The organism is Corynebacterium silvaticum, from assembly GCF_004382825.2.
Classification (GTDB): domain Bacteria; phylum Actinomycetota; class Actinomycetes; order Mycobacteriales; family Mycobacteriaceae; genus Corynebacterium; species Corynebacterium silvaticum.
In genome coordinates this window covers 516,066-533,882 of the sequence record NZ_SDQO02000001.1, presented here as the reverse complement: position 1 = coordinate 533,882, position 17,817 = coordinate 516,066, and the positions used below count along the sequence as shown (strand labels likewise).

Sequence of the window (17,817 nt, the reverse complement as noted above, 5' to 3'; positions counted from 1 at the left end):
CCGCTTTAACGTCGAAAAGCTTATCGACGCAAGCCCAGACGAGCAATCAGATCACGGTAACGATCAACATTGTTGTCTGCGAGGTACTTCAAGAGGCCCTTGCGACGACCAACGAGAAGCAGCAGACCACGACGAGAGTGGTGATCGTGCTTGTGGAACTTCAGGTGCTCGGTCAGCTGGTTGATGCGTGCGGAAAGCAACGCAACCTGTGCCTCAGGGGAACCGGTGTCGGTCTCGTGCAGACCGTACTCAGCCAAGATGGACTTCTTCTGCTCATTGCTCAAAGCCATGAGAAAACTCCTAGTTATTTCAGTCCACATAAATATGACTTGATAAAAGGAAACCGGGGGTTTCTCATTATCAAACCATTCCTATCACTGCTGTGGACCGCAGTGAAGAGAACGGAAGGAACACTACCATAGAAAGGACAGAAACAAAGGGATTTTCGAGTTTCCTCGCCTAGACGTAGATTCTCCCGGTCTGTTTTATCTACCGACCGCGTTTCCTACCAGCACTCGCGTAATGCGTTCCATGAATTCTTTGAGGAAGCGCTCTACGTCAACTGCCACTGCCACCTGGGCATTCTTGTGCGGATCTCCCAGTTTGACCTCATTACCGATTGTTCGTCCCCGCGTCGGCCCCTCGGTGTCCACTTTAAGATTCAGAGGAAGAGTAGTGACCAGACTTGGATCCACGGCTACTGCAACGGCCAGAGGGTCGTGCAGCCCGCAGCCGTCAAGGTGGGGCGCTATCGTGTCGTAGGCGCGAATGTAGTAATCGGTGGCGTCGGCAAGCACTGTTGCGGCCTCGGTGTTCAACGTCCTCCACGTGGCAGTCTCCTCATACGTCAACAGCGTTTGGAGTGTTACGTCAAGGCCGATCATCGTCACATCGGCGCAGTCTCGAACCATCATGTCTGCGGATTCTGGGTCTTGGTTGATGTTTGCCTCAGCCCACGTGTTCACATTCCCGGGAACCGTAAGCGCGCCTCCCATGAAAACGATATGAGCATTAGCTGCAAAATCTGGGTCTTTATCCATTGCCGCGGCGATATTAGTCATGGCGCCTGTTGGGATAATGACCAAGTCATCGCCATAGGAAGCCACCGATTCAATCAGGAAATCAACTGCGGTTTTATCACTCACACTGGTTTGAGGCTGCTGCATCTTTGCCTCACCAATGCCGTTTTTTCCGTGGATAAACTCAGAAATTTCTAAAACGGAAAACCCATCTTTGGCCCGCGCATGAGGTTCACCAACAAAAACTGGAATATCGGGGCGCCCAAATAGTTCGAGGAGTGCTAGATCGTTGCGCGCACCATCGTCGACAAGTACGTTGCCATATGTCGCAGTGACACCAATGAGTTCCAGCTCTGGAGAACCTAGAGCATAGGCCAGTGCCAACGCATCATCGATGCCAGTGTCCAGGTCGAGGATTACCTTCTTTGCCATTCTCTGTCTTCCTTATTTAGGGTTTACGAGGTTCGTCAACTCTTAAAATTTCGCGAGTAGTCTCCACGTCTTGTGCTATTGCTTCCAGCAGTTCTTCTATACCGCTAAACTTCACCATCCCGCGAATACGGTCCACGAATTCAACGGTAACGGAATGCCCGTACAAATCAGCATGACGATTAAGAACAAAAGATTCAACGCTACGACGCTGGTCTCCGAACGTAGGGTTATGACCTACAGAAATCGCCGCCGGGTACCGCACTCCTGCAACCATGTCACCTTCGATGGGTGCTGCAGAGGTGATCTGTAGCCAGCCTGCGTACACGCCGTCTTCTGGCAGCGCAATAGAATCCGGGAAGTACAGATTGGCGGTCGGATAGCCAAGTTCTTTTCCGCCCCGACCAGCGCCTCGCACCACGTCTCCGCTGACTGAAAAGTCCCGCCCTAATCCCCAATTAGCTCGGCGCACGTCTCCCTCTGCGAGAGCTTTACGTATTACAGAAGAAGAAACCACGGTCTGGTCTTCTGCCAGCAATTCCAGCACACGAATGTCGATGCCGTATTTTTCCCCCAAAGTCTTCAAAGTTTCCGTGTTACCGGACGCTTTATAGCCAAAGGTAAAGTTCTCCCCCACCACTACAACCTTGGCCTTGAGCTTGTCTTTAATAATAGAGACAAAGAATTCTTCCGGAGACAGGTGCGAAAGGTTGGCCGTAAAATTCATGGCAAACATATGGTCAACGCCAAGATTTTCTACGAGATTCGCACGTTGGGTAACCGTCCCCAAAAGTGGAGGCATCTTTTCCGGCCGCAGCACCGCCAAAGGATGAGGGTTAAACGTAACCAGGATGCTCGGAACACCGAGTGCCCGCGCTCGTTGCGTTACAGCGCTGATCAGGGTCCGGTGCCCACGATGGACACCGTCGAAAACGCCAATGGTGATGACCGAGGCGTCTAGATCCGCCGGAATGTCTTCAATATGATGCCAGATATCCACTCTGGACAGTTTAGCCATAGACTGCTAACTATGATTGATCCCCTCTCCACTTCTGGACTCGTAGTCGTAGATAAACCCGCTGGCATAACCTCGCACGACGTAGTTGGGCGCCTGCGCCGCATCTTTGGCACCAAACGGGTTGGCCACGCGGGCACCCTCGACCCCATGGCTACCGGTGTTCTTGTTGTGGGAATCGAAAGAGGGACAAAGTTTCTTGCCCATATGGTTGCATCGACCAAGTCCTACCGAGCAACTATCAGGCTCGGACTGGCCACCACCACCGACGATAAAGAAGGCGAGTCAGTTTTTTCTGCCGATGCGTCCACGGTATCCGCGATCACTGACGATGAAATTGCTGCTGGGATAGCTAATCTCACTGGAGATATCATGCAACGCCCAGCATCAGTCAGCGCAATCAAAATCAATGGGAAACGAGCCCATCAGATGGTGCGCGAGGGACAAGAAGTGGAGATCCCTGCACGTCCGGTCACTATTTACCGTTTCGATGTCCTCGATATTTCGCGCACCTTGTCACCGGAATTTATTGACATCGATGTAGAGGTCACGTGTTCATCGGGAACGTACATCCGCTCCCTCGCTCGCGATCTAGGAGAAGCCCTCCACGTGGGTGGCCACCTCACAGCTTTACGACGCCTATCCGTGGGCCCCTTCGCTCTTTCCGATGCCATCACTCTCGACGATCTCGCCGCTGCCCCCAAGCTCAGTCTTTCTTTGGATGAATCCTTAACTCGGTGCTACCCCACATTAGAGGTAACAGAGTCTGAGGCCACAGACCTCTCCATGGGGAAATGGCTCCAACCACGAGGCTTAGCAGAGGTTCACGCGGCGGTAGCACCCAATGGCCAGGCCATCGCGCTTATCAAGGAAAAAGGCAAGCGGCTTTCTTCCATTTTCGTGGCGCGTCCCAACACGCTCTCCTAGCCGAGTCGAAATATTGACGGCCTTTTATACAACAGAAGTTGCAGCTATTACGTAGCCGTTTTTCACCATCCAGCGCCCTTCTATAAAAGGAACGGGAGTGGGACGAACAAGCAGATAAGACACAAAAGATCCATCGTCTCTAATGTCTATTTCTGCTTGTTCAAAGCCTAACCAGCGGTGCGTCAACGGAAACCACACTTTGTAGGTAGCTTCTTTCGCGCAGAACAAAACTCGATCTGCGCACGAGATACCATTGCTGCGCAAACGTTCAAGCTGTTCGAGTTCACCTTCTCGAGCGATCGAACCGATAACGCCCTCTGGAAGCGGCTCGGCGACTTCTGCATCGATTCCCATCGATCTGATAAGCAGCCGAGGAGCAACAACTGCGGCCCTAAAACCATCAGTGTGGGTCAAAGATCCACTAACAGAAGCTGGCCATAACGGCATGCCTCGCTCACCACGCAGAATTGGTTCACCTGTGTCTCGTTGCAGCTTAGCGAGGGCTTGGTGGGCGCACCACCGCGCATCTCCAAATTCCGCTTTACGGAGCGGAACCGCGTGTGCGACAAGAGCCCGTTCCAGCGGATGCAGCTCATTAAACTTGCCCAAGTCTATGATTCCGGGATCGGTGGTAAGAGACACATAGCGTGCAGCTTCTGGAAAGAGCGACTGATCAAGCTGGATCTCGTTGTTCACGACTCCCCCTTGTTCGCACTCTGTGTCATCGATTCATCCGGCTCAAGTCCCGGGCCCATGGTTGCTTTTCCGGCATCATCGATATGCATGATAGGAAAAGGCCAGGGACGTGACTCTATGTTTTGCTGCCATTGCCGGGGATATCCCAGGGATACCTCCACGTGCGGCACACCATCAATGCGCATTATTCCAGGAAGATGCAGGTGCCCATAGATCACTGCTTTCGCACTGTATCGGCTTCCCCATGACATAGTGTGCCGAGTTCCGCACCATAGCCCAATCTCTGGGATCTGCATCCTATCCACAGGTTCTTGGGAAAGCGGCCAATGATTGATCAGGATCGTAGGTCCGTTTACTCTGCTTAACCGATTAACCGAATACGCCAAACGGTCCCAGCACCACGCACGGATATCCACGAATGGGGCGATAGCAAACTGGTCTGTAAGCACAATTTGCTTTTCATGGGCAGCCTCAACAGCCTGTTCTATGCTCATTCCGCGCGGGCGGAAAGAGTAATCATAAAGCGTAAACAACGGCACGATGGTCACACCGCCGAAAACTGGGAAAGGATCTTCTGGTGTCAGAACATCGATCTTCCGACACGCACGCACGAGCTCGTCGTATTTTGCTCGCCCTTGATGCGTATCCGTTCTTCTGCAGAACAGCTCATGATTTCCCGGGACCCAAATAACGCAGGCAAAACGCTTACGTAATTTATGAAGAACCTCCACGACTACGCTGGTGCGTTCTGCAACGTCTCCGGCGACAATCAGCCAATCAGAGGGGTCCTTGGGCTTAAGAGAATCAATGTGTTCTCCATTAGCTCGAACTGCTGCATGAAGGTCCGCAACAGCCCATAGGGTCTGTGCCATGTGACCTCCTTGCGTACCTAGGTTGTTTCAAACGTAAGACCAATTATTGCAATTGTCAGCGGGGATTCGCTCATCGACTCTCCGGGGCTGGAATATTCCCGTCTCCCACATCTTTGCTATAAGCCCACTTCATCGAATAAAAGCGCCATATTCCCGCGATCATTCGAAGAGAGATAAAGGAAACTAGCCCCCACCACACGCCTATCAGGCCAGCGTCGAAGAGCAAAGCCAACCATACGCCAGGTAAAAATCCTCCGAGCACTGACAACAAAGATACGGTTCGCAGATACGCGGCGTCAGCGGCACCTAAGAATACTCCGTCAAAGGCAAACACGACGCCACCCACAACGATCATGAGAACCAGCTGCCACCACGGCCCACTTATTTCTTGAAGAACCCCTGCATCTGACGTAAAAATTCCTGGTATCAGGTGAAAACCACCAGCGAATATTACGGCAAGCACCACGCCAAATATGGTGGAATACAACACAGATATTTGTCCTACACGACGCGCTCGAGCAACATTTTTTGCACCAAGTGCAGCCCCTGTCAACGTCTGGCCCGCAATAGCCAGCGAATCGAGAATAAGCGTGAGAAAACTCCACAGCTGGAGCAGCACTTGGTGTGCTGCCAAAGACTCTGCACCAAAGCGGCCAGCTACCGCTGCTGCTGAGATAAAAGAAATCTGAAATGATAGCGATCGCACGATCAGATCCCTACCAAGGGACAACTGCGAACGCATGATGGTCCAATTCGGACGAATAGTGCCTTCATGCTCCCGAAAGAGGCACAGAATAAACAGCAAAGACGTAATAGTAATCCCAACGATATTCGCCCATGCCGAGCCCACCAGCCCATGCTGGTTAACCAAGATTGGTACTAACACCAGCCCCGGCACAACACCCGACAAGGTAAAAATCAACGGTAACCGGGTGTTTTGTATCCCTCTTAGCCACCCATTTCCTGCCATCACGACAAGGACCAGCGGGATACCTATAGCTGTTACTCTGAGCCAACTCGTTGCTGCGTTGGACACCTCATAGGAACCGCTAAGCCAGAATGTGAACGTCGGAGCCCCCATAAAAACAACAAGCGCCAAGATGGTCCCGACGAAAAGCGCAAGCCATGTAGCCTGCATGCCCTCAGCCACGGCTTCCTTCTTTTTACCCGCACCAAAAAGGCGAGCTGAACGCGCCGTTGTTCCATAGGATAAAAACGTTAATTGAGTAGTCACCTGGGCATATATCGTGGTCCCTGCTCCAAGTGCTGCTAAGGAGGCCGCCCCCAGTTTGCCCACTACTGCGGTGTCAAAAAGCAGATAAAGCGGCGTAGCCGCCAGCACTCCCAGTGCAGGAAGCGCCAAGCGAAGAATCGTTGCTGGACTAATCTCTGCTATTTCTTCTTGTGCTCTTCCCACCGGACATACTCTTTCTCTCCGCGTCTTCTCCTAGAAGAACATGCCTCGTACAGGCCTTTACTGCAACAGCAGTATGCCTTATATTGTTCCCCACAGTTTCGTTTAGTAGACCCGCTGAACCGCCGCTTTAAGTTCTGCGACTACGTGATCTACCGTTCCAAACGTGACGTAGCCTGATGACCTGATATGCCCACCGCCGCCCAAGGTACGGGCCAAAATGGAAATATCGAGATCTTCCGAACGCAGCGAAACCGCCCATTCTCCTCTTTTATATTCTTTGAAGACCACGGCTATATCCGTGCCGTCTGAACCGCGGATCAGATCCGCGATTTTTTCTACAGCATGAGTCGAATGCCCCTGGACATCGTCGTACTGTGCGATGGCCACAACGACCGATACGTTGTTGACATGCATCACCCGAAGACGAGAAAGGATCGTACCGATCATCGCAAGATCTGGGACGGAATCACTGCTAAAAAGCTGCTGCCCGATGCTCCGGATTTTAAGGCCCGTATCAACAAGTTCTTGAGCCAGGGCATGCATTTCCGGCCGGCCCCACCTAAAACCACCCGTATCCGACACCAGCCCAGCATAAAGTCCATACGCGATATCTTTAGTCAGCGTAATTTTCAGGTGCTGGAACCAATCCCGCAAAATACTCGTTGTTGATTCCGCCTGATAGTCAATCAGGTTGACTCCTGCAAAACCGCGATTTGTACTGTGATGATCTATCAGAATGACCCGGCTAATGTCGCGCATAACCTGTGGCTGAAGTGCTCCCAGCCGCCCCACGGCGCCGCAGTCCACGGCAATAATTGCATCGCACTCAGGAAGCCTATCCACAGTGAGAATATCCGTGGCTCTGGGGATATCCAGCAAAGAGCGTTCTAAGGGCGTGCGTTGGCCGATGACTCCTATGGCTTCCTTAGACAGCTGCTCCAGGGCAAGCGTCGTCGCACAAACGCTTCCGATAGCATCCGGGTCAGGATTGATATGGCCTACAACGCACACTCTTTCAGCTTTGCTGATGATTCTTTCAGTAGCTGACCAATCCAACGGTTTGTCCGACGATGTTTGAACGCAGGTTTTACTCATCGACGTCCATTTTATAGGGATTTTCTTCCCCTGCTGGTTTTGCATTCTTTTTCAGCTCAGCAAGCTCTGCATCACGTGCTTTAGCGCGCGCCAGCAGATCTTCCATATGCGCCGAAGACTCTGGAACTGTATCTAGCTCGAAAGATAACGTTGGGGTAAAACGCACGCTCAGCTGGTCTCCCACGATCTTTCGTAGCTGGCCTCGCGCACGGTGGAGAGCCTCAGCTGCACCCTCTACATCTGGAGTGTCTTCAATGGAACGGCCCCGCACTGTGTAATACACGGTTGCATCATGCAAGTCGCCTGTAACCCGGGTGTCTGTAACAGTGACGTACTCCAGCCGGTAGTCCTTAATTTCTCGTTCAATAGCCGTAGCCACAATCGTCTGGATACGCTTAGCCAGCCTGGCGGCACGTGCGTGATCAACCATTTTTCAACCTCTTTTTCATCTATTTATTGCAGCCTTTTGTCGACTAACGCAATTATCTTATCTGCTTTATCAAAGCGGAAACGTACTCTGTCTTATCCAAAACGGACTTCTTTGTCCTATCTGCATGATAAACACAGGATAAAAGCGGCGCTGACTCTCAACATTAGTCATGAGAGTCAGCGCCGCTTTGAGTAGTTATCGGGTTAAGCAGCAACTATTAAGAACGTGGAACCTCTACCTGTTCAAATACCTCGATGATATCGCCAACCTGGATATCCGGGTAGGACAAGACCATACCGCACTCGTAACCTGCGGAGACCTCGGTGGCGTCGTCTTTCTCACGACGTAGCGATTCAATAGTCGCCTTGTCTGCCACTACGGCGCCGTCGCGAAGCAAACGAATCGTAGCGTTACGACGCACCTTTCCGCTCTCCACCATGCAACCTGCGATCAGGCCAACTGCAGAAGCCTTGAAGATTGCACGAATCTCTGCACGTCCAACTTCTCGCTCTTCGTAGATTGGCTTGAGCATGCCCTTCAGCGCTTGCTCAACTTCCTCGATCGCACGGTAGATGACGGTGTAGTAACGAACATCCACGCCTTCAGCGTTGGCTTCTTCCGTTGCCTTACCCTCAGCACGAACGTTGAAGGCAATGATCACGGCATCAGAAGCAGCAGCCAAGGAGACGTTTGTCTGTGTAACAGCACCGACGCCACGGTCGATGATGTTCAGCTGAACTTCGTCGTCGACCTCAATCTTGAGCAATGCTTCTTCCAAGGCTTCCACGGAACCAGCATTGTCGCCTTTGAGGATGAGGTTGAGGGTGCTGTGTTCCTTAAGAACTGCATCCAGATCCTCAAGAGAGACGCGCTTGCGGGTCTTTGCAGCCAGAGCGTTACGCTTGCGCGCATTGCGCTGGTTAGCAATCTGACGAGCAACACGATCGTCTTCAACCACAAGGAGGTTATCGCCAGCGCCGGGGACACCGTTAAGGCCCTGCATCTGAACAGGACGGGAAGGTCCTGCTTCTTCAACATCATGTCCGTACTCATCGACCATGCGACGCACGCGACCATAAGCATCACCTGCGACAACAGAGTCTCCCACACGCAGCGTACCGCGCTGGACGATGACTGTAGCCACTGGGCCTCGGCCACGATCCAGGTGAGCCTCAATGGCCACGCCTTGCGCGTCCATGTCAGGGTTAGCACGCAGATCCAGTGAAGCATCTGCGGTAAGAAGAACAGCCTCCAGTAGTCCATCGATATTGATGTTCTGCTTTGCAGAAATATCAACGAACATGGTGTCTCCGCCGTAGTCCTCAGGAACGAGGCCGTACTCAGTGAGCTGTCCACGGATCTTATCCGGGGATGCACCTGGCTTATCGATCTTGTTCACTGCGACCACGATCGGTACATCTGCTGCCTTAGCGTGGTTGATGGCCTCAACGGTCTGAGGCATAACTCCGTCATCAGCAGCGACAACAAGCACAGCAATATCCGTGGACTTAGCACCACGAGCACGCATAGCGGTGAAGGCCTCGTGACCCGGGGTATCAAGGAAGGTGATCTTACGATCGGTGCCGTCGACGTTAACAGCGACCTGGTAAGCACCAATGCCCTGCGTAATGCCGCCTGCTTCACCGGAACCAACGTTGGACTTACGGATGGAGTCCAACAGGCGGGTCTTACCGTGGTCAACGTGACCCATAACGGTCACCACAGGAGGACGCTTCTCCAGATCTTCTTCAGTTCCCTCGTCCTCACCAAACTGCAGGTCGAAGGACTCGAGAAGCTCGCGGTCTTCATCTTCAGGCGAGACAACATCAACTTTGTAGTTCATCTCTTCGCCGAGGAGCTGCAATGTCTCCTCGCTCACAGATGCAGTTGCCGTTACCATCTCGCCAAGGTTAAAGAGTGCCTGGACGAGTGCCGCAGCATCTGCATTAATCTTCTCAGCGAAGTCGGAAAGCGAAGCACCCCGGGCAAGACGAATCGTCGCGCCTCCACCGTCGGGCAGGCGAACGCCACCAATGACGTTTGGTGCCTGCATTGCCTCGTATTCATTACGCTTCTGACGTTTCGACTTACGTCCCTTGCGTGGAGCGCCACCTGGGCGTCCGAATGCACCAGCGGTACCGCCACGACGTCCGCCGCGACCACCGGCAGCTCCACCGCCACCTGGGCGACCGCCGCCAAAGCCTGCGCCTCCGGGTCCACGGTTTCCGCCTTGGGCACCCGCACCGCCGCGGCCACCATTGCGGCCGCCGGCGCTCCGAGAAGGCATCTGCCCTGGATTCGGGTGTAAAGGCATCATTGCAGGACTTGGACGACGTCCGCCGCCCTGACGCTCCTGACCAGCACCTTGCTGCGGACGGTTGCCGCCTTGTTGACGCTGCTGACCGCCGCGACCACCTGGGCGAGGCTGACGCTCAGCGTTGTTGCCGCCTTGAGCACCACGACCTGCACCCGGACGCGGAGCGCCACCTGGGCGTGGGCCATTTCCAGGGCGGTTGCCGCCACCAGGACGAGGCGCTGGGCGCTCACCGCTGGAGAACCGCTCACCGCTGGAGAACGGGTTGTTGGCTACGCGAGGAGCACGTCCACCCGGCTTTGGCGCATTTCCGCCTGGGCGCGCCTGCGGACGAGGCATAGCAGAAGGAGATGCTCCTGCACCTGGCTTAGGAGCAGAACCCGGAGTCTTAGGCGCATCAGCCTGGGAAGCGCTGAAACCTGGCTTAGGTACGGGCTTAACGGCGGGTTTTGGAGCGGCTGGCTTCGCAGAAGCCGGCTTGGGTGCTGCAGGTTTTGCGGCAGCGGGTTTTGGAGCGGCTGGCTTCGCAGAAGCCGGCTTAGGCGCTGCAGGCTTAGCCGACGTTGACGGAGCTTTTGCAGCCTCAGGGGCAACCTTCGCAGATCCCTGATCAGCGCTCACATCGTTCGCAGCATAATGCTGCTTCATCTTCTTGATCACCGGAGGTTCGATGGTCGAAGATGCAGTCTTTACAAACTCGCCTTGTTCTTTCAGCGTGGCAAGTAGTTCCTTGCTTGTTACACCGAGCTGTTTAGCTAGCTCATGTACACGTAGCTTTCCGGGCACTTCTCTCCTTGAGTTACGGAAGGAAGCCTTAACCCCGGAGGGCTTACGTCGACTTCCTACCTAAGTTACTTTGACGTTCATCGCTGATGCTTCATCGTATGCTCATCAATGTTCGGTCTTCCTTGTAATGTCGGGTCCAGCGCCAAGCGCTGCTAGGTACTCTCGTACATGACCTGTGTCTACTTCCGCAGACACCCTTAACGCGCGAGCGAATGCTCGGCGCTTTTCAGCTAGCTCCAGTGCATCGATGGTAGGCGCGATCCATGCTCCGCGTCCTGTCAGACGCTTACGTGGGTCAGCAATCACCGAATAAACAGAATGATGCGATTCCCCTGCTACATCATCTTGCTTGCGCAAAACAACGCGAAGAAGTTGCTCAGCGGGTTGCGATTCTTTGGTAGCGATGCAGGTACGGATACGCGTCCGCGTAGGCTTAGAAAGATCTCCTCCGGGGGAGTCACCATACAAAGCCGCTGGCATTCGTCTCCTTTTCGCTTCACATCTCATATTGTCTTTTGCTTGTGCTCAACACCGTTCTAGTGTCCATCACACAAGCTGCAGATGGGCCGTTAAGTAGTGTACGCCATATTCTCCACAAAGATGAAGTTGGAAACGTCAAACACCAAATAATTCCGCTTTGCCGTCTTTATCGGGAAGTGAACCCGGCATATTTTCAGGCTGCAGGAATAAAAACGCCCCTCTTACTGCCGTATAGATTCATCATCTATCGCAGTTCAAGGAGCGATATAAAGGACTAGCTAGCGTCAGAACGGATATCGATCTTCCAACCTGTTAGGCGTGCAGCCAAACGAGCATTTTGCCCTTCTTTACCAATGGCCAAGGAAAGCTGGTAATCAGGCACCGTGACCTTAGCAGCTTGAGCCTCAAGATCAGTGATCTCTACGTGCACAACCTTGGACGGCGCAAGGGCGTTACCCACGTACTTTGCCGGATCTTCATCAAAATCAATGATGTCAATCTTTTCTCCGCTCAGCTCGTTCATGATGTTGTTCACTCGCTGGCCACGAGGCCCGATGCACGCACCTTTGGCATTCAGGCCTTTAACATTCGCACGGACAGCCACCTTGGAACGGTGCCCAGCCTCGCGCGCAATGCTGATAATCTCTACCGATCCGTCAGCAACTTCAGGAATCTCCAGCTCAAAGAGTCTGCGCACCAGCTCAGGGTGGGTACGAGACAAATTAATCTGAAGGTTACACGGAGTACGGTTCACTCTTACGACGTAGCACTTTACGCGGTTGCCGTGAACTAGTTTTTCACCAGGAATTTGCTCAGCAGGTATGAGGATGCCGTCCTGCCCCTCAGCCTCAGTTCCCAGGTGAACAACGATAATTCCTCGCTCGTTTGCATATGCGTCTGCCTGAACAATGCCAGAAACTACGCGTCCTTCGTACTCGCTATATGCATCATAGGCTTTCCAGGTTTCTGCCTCACGCAAACGCTTTTTGATTGCATCGCGAACCGCCTGCGCGCCGACACGACCAAAGTTAGCGGGTGTGTCGTCATATTCAGAAACAACGTTGCCCTCTTCATCGAGCTCAGAAACAATGACAGAGACAAGCCCTGTGGTGGCACTAATGTCCACGCGAGCACGAGTGTTTTCTTCAACGTTGGTGTCTTTAAACTCGCGGTAGGAGAAAAGAAGCGCACGAGCGATCGTCTCAATCAATTCCTCTACAGGAACTTTCCGCTCGGACTCAATGAGCTTAAGTGCGTGGATATCAATATTCACTTGTTTTCCTCTTCCAAAGCCAAGGCGGCATCAAAATCTAGTTGCGTGAACTCAAGCTCCGCTTCTGCGGGCTTCGCGAACTCAATTTCTACCACTGCTTGAGTATTTTCTCCCAATTCAATCGAACGAACCGAGATCTTTTTCCCCTGTCGCTTAACCACGATCACTCGAGTTTCATCATCACTTACTGCCCCAATCCGCTCGATCGATTTCTTTCCTTCAATGTCAAGGGCGACCAAGCGGTGACGATTTCTCCGCCACTGACGTGCTTTGGTAAGGGGCACGTCCACTCCAGGAGTACCGACCTCCAGCGTGTATCCCGGGCCAAAGCTTAAGGCACCAGAAGCTTCTTGGGCGTCGAAAAGCTCAGAGATAGCTGTGGATACTACTTCCAGCTGATCCAAATCCGGCCGGTTTTCAGAATCCAAGGACACTGCGACAAGCGTTTTCTTGCCTGCGCGGTTGACTCGAATGTGTTCAAGATCCATGTTATGCGCCACTGCGATCGGCGTTATGAGCTCGGTTAAGACTTCGGTAGAGGGAAATGCCATGCCCGTTATCGTAGCCGACGCACAAAGGCATCCGAGTATGGAAGTACACTTTCCTTTTGTGACTCGTTCTGCAGCATCTCGATTCCTATTGGCCGTAGTGGTTTCCGGCGGCATGCTTAGTGCATGCAGCCTTACTCCGCATCCCGCGCCAGACACCACACTGACGCGCCTAGCAGCGCGAGCCTCCACGGAGGCAAAAGTATTTGATAGCAGTGACGCTCCCTATGCCGCGCTTCGACGCGCCGGCCTTGCCGAACTACGCACAGAGATCCAACGCGTGTGCGGACACAAAAATGACGGTACGCTCCCCTCTTCTTGTGACGACTCGGCTCTAGATTCCGCTATAGAAAAAGCGCACCTTGATTTCGATAGCAACAGCAGTCCCGTAGATGCAGCTACAGCAGCAGCTCAAGAGCTCGTGTCTAGCGCTGGCGATCTGCCAGAGGGATCTATGCTGCTCGCTGCCAACCAACTTGTTGATCTCGTATCGGTAGGGGCAGCAGCACCGACTACGGGAGGCGCACTGTTCGACCCCTCGGTGAATAAAAAACTTAAGTCTTCCGACATTAAAATCGACGCAGATGCGGCACGAGACGCCCTCGCCTGGGAATATTCCATCGTCTATGGCCTGGGCATTGCCACCGCATCTGCTAGTGGCCTACTCAAGCAAGCCGTCAACGATTCCATTGACACCCATCAAAATCGCATCAGCATCCTACAAAGCAGCCTCGCGCCCACTGGGGAGTTCCCCAAACCTGAGTCTGCTTATGAGTTGAAAAAGTACCAACAGCCTTTTGATGCCCAAAGTACTGCCGACTACATTGAGGCCCTGCGCAAAGACACCACAGATTATTGGATTGCTACGGCCGCTGCAGCTAAAACCACTTCTTGGAAAGAACTAGCTTTAGCCTTTGCAGCCCAGACCGCGGTTGGCGCTCCCACAGCCCCGACCAGCACGCTAAAAACGACTGCGTGCCCCCGCCAGTGACACTCACGACGGGGGCACGCAGTCGTTTTTAGGGGTGGTTAGACCACAAAGGTTTCCGGCCCCTAAGAGCGCTCTTAAGCACCGATCATATCGATAATCTGTGCAGTAGCTTCAGCAGCTGGAATTTCCACAGCTTCTTTACCGCGGACGCGCAGCTCAACTTTTCCTTCTTTAAAAGACCTACCCAGGACTACCACATACGGCATTCCTAGCAGCTCCGCATCCTTGAATTTCACGCCAGGGCTTACCTTAGGGCGGTCGTCGAAAAGCACTTCGATGCCCGCTGCGTCGAGCTCAGAAACCAACGTATCCCCGGCCTCGATGGCTGCCGCATCTTTGTTTGCCACGACCACGTGAACAGCAAAAGGCGCAACCTCAATGGGCCAATTAAGTCCCTTCTCATCATGACGCTGCTCGGCAAGCACCGCCATGAGTCGCGAGACACCGATGCCATAGGATCCCATTGTGGGGATCGCCCGCTTGCCGTTTTCATCAAGGATCTGCATGTCAAAGGCCTCGGTATATTTACGTCCAAGCTGGAAAATATGCCCGACCTCTATACCGCGAGCCGGGGTGAGCGTGCCCTGACCTTCTGGCGCTGGATCGCCCTCACGAACTTCGGCAGCCTCGATGTAGTTTTCCACCTCAAAGTCACGACCAACGGTGAGGTTAACTACATGGCGTTGATCAGCGTCTGCACCAGTAATCCATGAGGTTCCGGTGACCACACGAGGATCAGCAAAAAGCTTAACACCATGTGCGATCAATGCGCGAGGGCCAACGTAGCCTTTCACGAGGAAGGGGTTCGCCTTGAAATCTGCCTCAGTAGCAAGTTCTACCGCTGCAGGCTCTAGCGAAGCTTCCAGGCGCTTCATGTCTACTTCACGGTCTCCTGGAAGCAGAATGCCGGCAAGCTCATGGTCCTCAGCACCGGGTTCTGTAATTTTCACGACGATGCATTTCAGAGTATCCGAGGCCGCAACCTCACGGCCTTCAACCGTGATACCAGCGGTCTGTGCCCATGCCACTAAGGACTCAATGGTTTCAGAGGCAGGGGTGTCGTACTCCATAGCTTCAGGCAGCCCTTCAAGGGAGCGTTCGACGCCAGGCTGCGTGATCACGGCTTCCACGTTAGCGGCGTAGTCACCCTGCGTAGCGCGCACAAAGGTGTCCTCACCGTTTTCGCTGATTGCAAGGAATTCTTCGGAAGCAGACCCACCCATCGCACCAGACGTCGCAGAGCAGATCGCATACTCAACACCTAGGCGATCAAGGATGCGCTGATATGCGCCCCGGTGGCGCTGATATGAGGACTCAAGTCCGTCATCTGTCATATCGAAGGAGTAGGAATCCTTCATCACAAATTCGCGGCCACGAAGAATACCAGCGCGTGGGCGCTCTTCATCCCGGTACTTGGTTTGGATTTGGTAGAGGATGACGGGGAAATCCTTGTACGACGAGTACATGTCTTTCACTGCTCCGGCAAACATCTCCTCATGGGTGGGGCCCAAAAGGTAGTCTGCACCCTTGCGATCTTTGAGTCGGAAAAGTGAGTCGCCGTATTCAGTCCACCGGTTAGTTGTCTGGTAGGGCTCGCGGGGCAACAACGCTGGGAAAAGTAGCTCTTGAGCTCCAATTCCATCCATCTCCTCGCGCACAATATTTTCGATCTTTTTGAGTGTGCGCAGCCCTAAGGGCAGCCACGTGTAAACACCTGGTGCAGCTCTGCGAATGTATCCGGCACGAACTAGCAGCTTGTGGCTAGGAACTTCAGCATCTGCGGGATCTTCGCGCAGGGTGCGCAGGAAGAGCGTGGAAAGACGTGTGATCATGAGTAAGAAATATACCCGCTAGGGTTATGGACATGCTCATTGTGTTACCTCCTTCAGAGACTAAAGCCATCGGCGGTGATGATGCTCCACTCAATATGGATGCTTTATCCTTCCCCTCGTTGAACCCGATAAGGGAATCCATCTCTAAGGATCTGAGCTCACTATCCCCCGATCAAGCCCTAACACTATTGAAATTAAGCGAGAAGCTTCGGGAAGAAGTTGTAGCTAATACAGAGCTGCTTCGTGCGCCTACGATGCCAGCGCTACTGCGCTATACCGGTGTGCTTTACGACGCCCTCGACGCGCCTACTCTTCCGCCTTCTGCATGGTCACGCCTTGCTATCGGGTCAGCGTTGTTTGGCGTCATAGGGGCTTCAGACCCTATCCCGCGATACCGGCTATCTGGATCTAGTAAAGTCCCCAGCGCAGATGGAACAATCCCAACAATGAAAAAACGCTGGGGTTCAGCAATTACCACAGCGTTAAGTGATACTGACGACTTTATCGTGGATCTGCGCTCTGGCACCTATCAGCAGTTGGGGAAAGTTCCCGGCGCGACTACGGTGCGCGTGGAGTCGGTGCAACCTAATGGGGTGCGAAAAGTCATCAGCCATTTTAATAAGCATTACAAAGGTGAGTTAGCGCGAGTGTTGGTGCTCAGTGATGCGCACCCTTCCTCTACTGAGGAGGTAGAAAAGGTCGCCCAAAAAGCTGGTTTAGCAATAGAGCAGACCGGAGCAACAGAATTGACTTTTGAGGTTCGGAACTGATCTGGCACTTACACGAGGGGGCACCTCAATTTGAAGCGCCCTCTCGTCTTTTCATATCTGCGTGTTTTTACGTATGTGCTGGTTGTGCGTCTAGTCCAGCGACTTCTCCGATGACGTATACGGCGGGTGGCTTAATCTCCTGTGTACGCATGGTACTGGCCAGGGTTCCCAGCGTGCATTTATAGGAGCGCTGTTGTTCCGTCGCGCCTTCTTGGATTATCGCCACGGGAGTGGAGGCTGGCCGGCCGCCGTGGATAAGCGCGTCGGCAATGGCTGGTGCGTTTTTCACTCCCATGATCACGCTCAGGGTTCCTTGTGTTTGTGCTAGCGCATCCCAGTTGTTGAGAGACTCCGGGTGATGCGGTGGCACGTGCCCAGAGACCACGGTAAAGCTGTGTACAAGGCCTCGTTGGGTGATGGGAACACCGGCCAGCGCTGGTACGGAAACGGCGCTTGTTACTCCGGGGATGACTTCGCAGGCAATCCCCTGTGCTGCACAAACCTGTAGTTCTTCAAAGCCTCGGCCAAAGATGTATGGGTCGCCGCCTTTAAGTCGAGCGACTCTTTTTCCTAACTGTGCGTGATGGATGAGTAGCTCGTTGATTTTCGACTGGGCTACTTGCCTACCGTATGGGAGCTTGGATACGTCGATGATTTCTTTCGTGGCAACGTCGCAAAGCTTATCCAGCTCCGACGCCGGGCCTAAATGATCCGCCAAAATTACGTCCACTGTTTGCAGCCGACGCATCCCTCTGACAGTAATCAGGTCCCATGCTCCTGGGCCACCGCCGATAAGTGAGACTGGGGCCTGCCATTGATTCTGCTGGGAAGTCATGAAGAACAAGTTTAAACAGTGAGTGCGCTTAGTCCTATTTGGGTTCCCTATAAGGGAAAGATCATAGGTGGGAATCCGCGCTACGGTA

General features: G+C 53.4%; 17 protein-coding genes. 3 read left to right on the top strand and 14 right to left on the bottom strand.

What is annotated here, in order from left to right:
- Positions 1–20: 20 nt before the first annotated feature.
- The 3 genes from rpsO to ET810_RS02490 form a co-directional block, all read right to left on the bottom strand.
- Positions 21–290: a 30S ribosomal protein S15 gene (gene rpsO, locus ET810_RS02500; protein ID WP_013242127.1), complete on the bottom strand. Its 270-nt coding sequence runs from the start codon at positions 288–290 to the stop codon at positions 21–23.
- A 195-nt stretch (positions 291–485) separates the two neighbouring features.
- The gene (locus ET810_RS02495) at positions 486–1,451 is read right to left on the bottom strand and encodes a nucleoside hydrolase (RefSeq protein WP_087454151.1); all 966 of its coding nucleotides are present in this window, start codon (positions 1,449–1,451) and stop codon (positions 486–488) included.
- 16 nt (positions 1,452–1,467) lie between these two features.
- Positions 1,468–2,466, bottom strand: coding sequence for a bifunctional riboflavin kinase/FAD synthetase (locus ET810_RS02490; protein ID WP_087454152.1), 999 nt, complete (start codon positions 2,464–2,466; stop codon positions 1,468–1,470).
- Between the two features lie 12 nt (positions 2,467–2,478).
- Between ET810_RS02490 and truB the strand changes: the two genes are divergently transcribed.
- A complete protein-coding gene (gene truB, locus ET810_RS02485; protein ID WP_087454153.1) occupies positions 2,479–3,390 on the top strand; it encodes a tRNA pseudouridine(55) synthase TruB in 912 nt (303 codons plus the stop codon).
- 24 nt (positions 3,391–3,414) lie between these two features.
- Here truB and ET810_RS02480 read toward each other — a convergent pair whose 3' ends face one another.
- The 9 genes from ET810_RS02480 to rimP form a co-directional block, all read right to left on the bottom strand.
- Entirely contained in the window at positions 3,415–4,086 is a 672-nt protein-coding gene (locus ET810_RS02480; RefSeq protein WP_087454154.1) for a 4'-phosphopantetheinyl transferase family protein, read from the bottom strand.
- Positions 4,083–4,958, bottom strand: a complete 876-nt coding sequence (locus tag ET810_RS02475; RefSeq protein WP_087454155.1) for a metallophosphoesterase family protein — start codon at positions 4,956–4,958, stop codon at positions 4,083–4,085. Before ET810_RS02475 ends, ET810_RS02480 begins: the two co-directional genes overlap by 4 nt.
- A gap of 70 nt (positions 4,959–5,028) precedes the next feature.
- Complete coding sequence (locus tag ET810_RS02470; RefSeq protein ID WP_087454156.1) at positions 5,029–6,375, bottom strand: MATE family efflux transporter; 1,347 nt, start codon at positions 6,373–6,375, stop codon at positions 5,029–5,031.
- A 102-nt stretch (positions 6,376–6,477) separates the two neighbouring features.
- Positions 6,478–7,470, bottom strand: coding sequence for a DHH family phosphoesterase (locus ET810_RS02465; protein ID WP_087454157.1), 993 nt, complete (start codon positions 7,468–7,470; stop codon positions 6,478–6,480).
- Positions 7,463–7,900: a 30S ribosome-binding factor RbfA gene (gene rbfA / locus ET810_RS02460; protein WP_087454158.1), complete on the bottom strand. Its 438-nt coding sequence runs from the start codon at positions 7,898–7,900 to the stop codon at positions 7,463–7,465. Before rbfA ends, ET810_RS02465 begins: the two co-directional genes overlap by 8 nt.
- A 217-nt stretch (positions 7,901–8,117) precedes the next feature.
- Positions 8,118–11,000, bottom strand: coding sequence for a translation initiation factor IF-2 (gene infB / locus ET810_RS02455; protein ID WP_134315944.1), 2,883 nt, complete (start codon positions 10,998–11,000; stop codon positions 8,118–8,120).
- Between the two features lie 105 nt (positions 11,001–11,105).
- Complete coding sequence (locus ET810_RS02450) at positions 11,106–11,480, bottom strand: YlxR family protein (RefSeq protein ID WP_087454159.1); 375 nt, start codon at positions 11,478–11,480, stop codon at positions 11,106–11,108.
- 274 nt (positions 11,481–11,754) lie between these two features.
- Positions 11,755–12,753 (bottom strand): transcription termination factor NusA, encoded by a 999-nt coding sequence (nusA, locus tag ET810_RS02445; RefSeq protein ID WP_087454160.1) that lies wholly within the window; start codon positions 12,751–12,753, stop codon positions 11,755–11,757.
- The gene (gene rimP / locus ET810_RS02440; protein ID WP_087454161.1) at positions 12,750–13,304 is read right to left on the bottom strand and encodes a ribosome maturation factor RimP; all 555 of its coding nucleotides are present in this window, start codon (positions 13,302–13,304) and stop codon (positions 12,750–12,752) included. Before rimP ends, nusA begins: the two co-directional genes overlap by 4 nt.
- A gap of 58 nt (positions 13,305–13,362) precedes the next feature.
- On the opposite strand from rimP, the gene ET810_RS02435 reads away from it, so the two are divergent.
- The gene (locus ET810_RS02435) at positions 13,363–14,292 is read left to right on the top strand and encodes a DUF4439 domain-containing protein (RefSeq protein ID WP_087454907.1); all 930 of its coding nucleotides are present in this window, start codon (positions 13,363–13,365) and stop codon (positions 14,290–14,292) included.
- Positions 14,293–14,366: 74 nt separating this feature from the next.
- On the opposite strand, the gene ET810_RS02430 is transcribed toward ET810_RS02435, so the two are convergent.
- Positions 14,367–16,124: a proline--tRNA ligase gene (locus ET810_RS02430; RefSeq protein ID WP_087454162.1), complete on the bottom strand. Its 1,758-nt coding sequence runs from the start codon at positions 16,122–16,124 to the stop codon at positions 14,367–14,369.
- Positions 16,125–16,156: 32 nt separating this feature from the next.
- On the opposite strand from ET810_RS02430, the gene yaaA reads away from it, so the two are divergent.
- Complete coding sequence (yaaA, locus tag ET810_RS02425; protein WP_087454908.1) at positions 16,157–16,894, top strand: peroxide stress protein YaaA; 738 nt, start codon at positions 16,157–16,159, stop codon at positions 16,892–16,894.
- Between the two features lie 67 nt (positions 16,895–16,961).
- Here yaaA and cobA read toward each other — a convergent pair whose 3' ends face one another.
- A complete protein-coding gene (cobA, locus tag ET810_RS02420; protein ID WP_134315945.1) occupies positions 16,962–17,729 on the bottom strand; it encodes a uroporphyrinogen-III C-methyltransferase in 768 nt (255 codons plus the stop codon).
- Positions 17,730–17,817 lie beyond the last annotated feature (88 nt).

Coding starts and splice junctions, on each gene's coding strand:
- ET810_RS02450 (WP_087454159.1), bottom strand. CDS start 11,480: ATGCCAGCGGCTTTGTATGGTGACTCCCCCGGAGGAGATCTTTCTAAG.
- ET810_RS02465 (WP_087454157.1), bottom strand. CDS start 7,470: ATGAGTAAAACCTGCGTTCAAACATCGTCGGACAAACCGTTGGATTGG.
- cobA (WP_134315945.1), bottom strand. CDS start 17,729: ATGACTTCCCAGCAGAATCAATGGCAGGCCCCAGTCTCACTTATCGGC.
- ET810_RS02475 (WP_087454155.1), bottom strand. CDS start 4,958: ATGGCACAGACCCTATGGGCTGTTGCGGACCTTCATGCAGCAGTTCGA.
- ET810_RS02490 (WP_087454152.1), bottom strand. CDS start 2,466: ATGGCTAAACTGTCCAGAGTGGATATCTGGCATCATATTGAAGACATT.
- yaaA (WP_087454908.1), top strand. CDS start 16,157: ATGCTCATTGTGTTACCTCCTTCAGAGACTAAAGCCATCGGCGGTGAT.
- rimP (WP_087454161.1), bottom strand. CDS start 13,304: ATGGCATTTCCCTCTACCGAAGTCTTAACCGAGCTCATAACGCCGATC.
- ET810_RS02430 (WP_087454162.1), bottom strand. CDS start 16,124: ATGATCACACGTCTTTCCACGCTCTTCCTGCGCACCCTGCGCGAAGAT.
- rpsO (WP_013242127.1), bottom strand. CDS start 290: ATGGCTTTGAGCAATGAGCAGAAGAAGTCCATCTTGGCTGAGTACGGT.
- rbfA (WP_087454158.1), bottom strand. CDS start 7,900: ATGGTTGATCACGCACGTGCCGCCAGGCTGGCTAAGCGTATCCAGACG.
- ET810_RS02495 (WP_087454151.1), bottom strand. CDS start 1,451: ATGGCAAAGAAGGTAATCCTCGACCTGGACACTGGCATCGATGATGCG.
- truB (WP_087454153.1), top strand. CDS start 2,479: ATGATTGATCCCCTCTCCACTTCTGGACTCGTAGTCGTAGATAAACCC.